This window comes from Microcoleus sp. S13_C5 (assembly GCF_036700845.1).
Classification (GTDB): domain Bacteria; phylum Cyanobacteriota; class Cyanobacteriia; order Cyanobacteriales; family Microcoleaceae; genus Microcoleus.
The window spans coordinates 1-4523 of sequence record NZ_JAUBPR010000222.1; the positions used below are offsets into that span (position 1 = coordinate 1).

At 44.5% G+C, this 4523-nt stretch carries 3 protein-coding genes and 1 riboswitch; of the genes, 2 read left to right on the top strand and 1 reads right to left on the bottom strand.

Features of this window, described 5'->3' with window-relative positions; translation table 11 throughout:
* The first annotated feature begins 154 nt into the window (after nt 1-154).
* Nucleotides 155-2245, top strand: coding sequence for a hypothetical protein (locus QUA04_RS28745; RefSeq protein WP_333263937.1), 2091 nt, complete (start codon nt 155-157; stop codon nt 2243-2245).
* A 193-nt stretch (nt 2246-2438) separates the two neighbouring features.
* Here the strand turns inward: QUA04_RS28745 and QUA04_RS28750 are convergent, their stop codons facing one another.
* On the bottom strand, nt 2439-2603 hold the full coding sequence (locus QUA04_RS28750) for a hypothetical protein (RefSeq protein WP_333263941.1): 165 nt from the start codon (nt 2601-2603) through the stop codon (nt 2439-2441).
* A 193-nt stretch (nt 2604-2796) separates the two neighbouring features.
* A riboswitch (TPP riboswitch) is annotated at nt 2797-2893 on the top strand.
* A 7-nt stretch (nt 2894-2900) separates the two neighbouring features.
* On the opposite strand from QUA04_RS28750, the gene thiC reads away from it, so the two are divergent.
* Nucleotides 2901-4274 (top strand): phosphomethylpyrimidine synthase ThiC, encoded by a 1374-nt coding sequence (thiC, locus tag QUA04_RS28755; RefSeq protein ID WP_190741580.1) that lies wholly within the window; start codon nt 2901-2903, stop codon nt 4272-4274.
* Nucleotides 4275-4523: the final 249 nt, after the last annotated feature.

The window sequence follows — 4523 nt, forward strand, 5'->3', positions numbered from 1 at the left end:
TACTTGAACGGCTTAATTGGTAATCAGCGAAGACCTGCATGAGTATCATTACTCACTACAGAAGTGACATGCTCCCAGAGGTTTCTTCCAAGTGTTGAGCGAGTTTTATCAGATTCTCTTTCATTTGAGCGCTTTGGGACGACATACGCTCGACATGGCAGCACTAGAACATCCGGAGAAATTCAGGTGGAGGTGTTATGCCAGCTTACATGGTTGGGCAGGAAGAATACTCTCCATTCCGATTCCCTTATTGAATCTCTTTCTACTGGTAGCTGCCTTCCTCAATCTAGTGGGTAATATTCCAGATTCTTACTCATCCTATTTGGCATCCGTCATCCTTAGCCTTTTGGGAATTTTCCTCCTGGGGTGTGTATTTTGGAACAAGGCTATGAAACTACCCTTACCTGGGCTATTTTGGTCTGGGATAGTGGCATTGGCATTTATAATGTCTAGCTGGTTCAAGGAATTTAGCAGCTATAAACTTTTGGCGTTTGAATGGCTCTTGCTGTTATCTCTCTTAACTGCACTAGTCATTAAGAAATATTCTGAGTACCGTCCTGGTGCGGATAGGGTTGCGATCTTCTCAGGATTACCCTTGGCAGGTTTCGCCTTGTGGAATTTAGTTTTTAAAGTCGAAAATTTACCTGTGGGAATTCTAAAAGTCAGCTTAAAGCTGATTGAAGTGATTTATTTCCTTTTGGTCGTGTCGTGGATATTATTTTTTTGCCTCTACTTCGTTGTACTAATTTGGGGATGGTTTGCCCAACGGGGGCTGACTGCTCAAGCAAAAGAACGCGCCAAACGTGCAAGCTGGACAGCCATTGTTTCACTTTGGATTCCTAGCGTTTCGTTTAGTTCGGTCACCCTAACGCTCTGGGCTGTCCTTGCCCAAGTTGGTAAATCACTACTGCCAAAAGACTATGGTTATTGTCCAGCGCCAAAAGACTATGGTTATTGTCCAGCATCACTACTGTCAAAAGACTATCCGTATCGTCCAACTGACTGGTTCAGAAATTGGTTGTCACTTAAAGACACCTACGATACCCCATCTGATTTTATTAATGAACTCATTGTCGATCCGGTCCTTGGCATTGCTATATGTTCGATTGTAATTGTACTCCTGCTAATGGCATGGTCGTTTTTGCCCTCGGTCTGGGCAGAATTTCAACCGCCTGACTTAACATCTCAAACAGACAAGTCTAACGCAGAAGTTCAACCGCCTGACTTAACATCTCAAACAGACAAGCCTAACTCCGATGAAAAGTTGTCGCTTAAGTTTGGAATATGGCTAAACAACGGGTATAGAACAGTGCATTCTTTTCTACCGGCGATATCTGCACTTTTTATTGTTTTGGTCATCGCCTACTTCATCCTAATCCGTATCAAAAACCCATTGATTGCTGAAAATATTCCTCTCTATAGATCCATCATAGAAAGGTTACCAAAGTCTCTTCCTGTAATCCTAACCGCTTCTGCTACTAGCATTTGGGTGCTTGGTAGGAGGCTCCAACAGCTTTCTTTGGGGATAGGAAAGGTTATAGATGTCATTTTGGATGTAGACAACTACCTACGGCTGCACCCGAAGAAGGATAATCCACGTGCTCGCATCTTTTCTCGCTATTACTCGTTATTGCGTTATCTGTGTAAGGAGACAGATTCGCAAAATCAACCTAAATACGATGCACTTATCCTTGTGGCACATAGCCAAGGAGCGGTGATTACAGCAGATTTACTTCGGTTTATTCAATGCGAAAAATCTCAAGGTTTAGACCGGCTATTCTCTTGTGACTCCGCAGAGAAACTTCCTGTCTACTTTGTCTCGATGGGCAATCCCCTGCGTCAACTGTACAGTGTTGGTTTTCCTCATCTTTACGAGTGGGTGATAAATTATAACGAGCCCGATAAAAATGGACATAACGACTACGATGAAAATGGGCTTGGCGATAAGCCAAAACCAGAAGATTTGGGGTTAGAGCAGTGGGTCAATACATATAACAGTGGTGACTATGTGGGACGTTATCTCTGGCGAAAAAGCAAGAGCGAGGCTAACGAAAAGAAACTGGCTAGGGAAGAGAAACTATTTAAACCTAGCTCTTCTCTTGAAGATAAAGATAATATTTCAGAGAAGGGTAAATACCGGGAGTTTTGTTTAGGAGCAGGTGCACATACCCACTACTGGAATGCTACGACCAATCGAGTAGCAGATGAAATTAACCGGTTAATTGACAAAGCGACAAGAAGTTAATCGGTTTAGCTGTGTAAACCGATGATTGAAAGTTGATAGGAAGCTGAGTAGCAGTGAAATGCAAGATTCGACATCCGACTCTTGCATAAGTTCTATTTGGAGGAGATAAGGCTTTTACAATAGAGAAGCTGTTATACGATTCCATCAACGATCGCACCCACTGAAAATCACCCTCACTCAGCGCTGGTATAGACTACACTGAATAATCGATCGCCAAATCTAAAGCTGCCTCCTGATAAACTTCACCCAAAACCTCAGATAAATTCACAACAGGTTCTTCATCTCCTGGCATATCTTTAACTTTATCGTCTTGAAACAACTTCAAAATAAAAACAACGCACCGATCGCCTAGCAGCAAAATTGCGCGAAATGGGGATTAATCCTGATGAGGTGTGATTGTTTTTTAGATTGTTAAATGGGGTAAAATCGTACTTTTTAAACAGCAGAAATATCAGAAGCCCCAAAAGGGCGATCGCTCCCCTCATCTATCTCTCAATATTAAGATTTCCTTAGTTGCTGGCGTCGCGCACAGAAATCGGTGATACAATCAACAGCTTAGCTAGGGGTGCCCGAATATCCGGGCTGAGAAAACACCCTTAGAACCTGAGTCTGGGTAATACCAGCGGAGGGAAGCTGTTTATCAAGGAAATTAAATATGCGTACCGAATGGATCGCTAAGCGTCAGGGCCAGAGCAATGTATCTCAAATGCACTACGCCCGCCAAGGTGTAATTACTGAGGAAATGCACTTTGTTGCTAAGCGAGAAAATCTCCCGCCAGAACTTATCCGCGCCGAAGTAGCGCGGGGACGGATGATTATTCCCGCTAATATCAATCACCCGAATTTGGAACCGATGGCGATCGGTATTGCGTCTAAATGCAAAGTCAATGCTAATATCGGTGCATCTCCCAACTCTTCCAATATGGAAGAAGAAGTTGACAAGCTTAAACTAGCAGTAAAATACGGCGCTGATACCGTGATGGACTTGTCCACCGGCGGCGGCAATTTGGATGAAATTCGCACTACGATTATCAAAGCTTCACCGGTGCCGATCGGTACTGTACCAATTTACCAAGCTTTAGAAAGCGTTCATGGTAATATGGAAAGTCTGACCCCCAATGACTTTCTTCACATCATTGACAAACACGCTCAACAAGGTGTTGATTACCAAACAATTCACGCCGGAATTCTCATCGAGCATTTGCCGTTGGTCAAAAATCGGTTGACTGGGATTGTCTCTCGGGGCGGCGGCATTTTGGCGCGATGGATGCTGCATCACCACAAACAAAATCCTCTCTACACTCACTTTAACGACATCATTGAAATCTTCAAAAAATACGATGTTTCGTTTAGTTTGGGAGATTCTCTGCGCCCCGGTTGCACTCACGATGCGTCGGATGAGGCTCAATTAGCTGAACTCAAAACTTTGGGACAATTAACTCGCAAAGCTTGGGAACATGATGTGCAGGTAATGGTGGAAGGCCCCGGCCACGTGCCGATGGATCAAATTGAGTTTAATGTCAAGAAACAAATGGAGGAGTGTTCGGAAGCTCCTTTCTATGTTTTGGGGCCGTTGGTGACAGATATTGCGCCTGGGTACGACCACATTACCTCAGCAATTGGGGCGGCGATGGCTGGTTGGTACGGTACTGCAATGCTGTGTTACGTGACACCGAAGGAACACTTAGGATTGCCGAATGCTGAGGATGTCCGAAACGGGCTGATTGCTTACAAAATCGCGGCTCACGCTGCAGATATTGCACGGGGCCGTCCGGGTGCGCGCGATCGCGATGATGAACTCTCGAAAGCGCGTTACAATTTCGATTGGAACCGTCAATTTGAGCTGTCATTAGATCCAGAACGGGCAAAGGAATATCACGACGAAACTTTGCCGGCAGATATCTATAAAACTGCTGAATTTTGTTCGATGTGCGGGCCTAAATTCTGTCCGATGCAGACTAAGGTTGATGCCGATGCTTTGACGGAATTAGAGAAGTTTTTGGCTAAGGAACCTGTAGCCCAAAGCTAATTGGATTAATTGGTAGGGTGCTGATGGCGCACCTTACTTAATCCTAAAGCTGTTTCGTTTCTTGTGGGGCGGGCATCCTGCTCGCCCAAAACTAGGGTGCTGATGGCGCACCTTACTTAAGGTTATATTAAAACGAGTTTCCGAAAAGGAGAATTGCGATGTTCCCTTGCAGGTCAGGGTAAGCGCATCTCAAACGCTATTGACAAGGGAATTTAGAGGCATCATCATGTTGGGTGGGATAAACAAGCA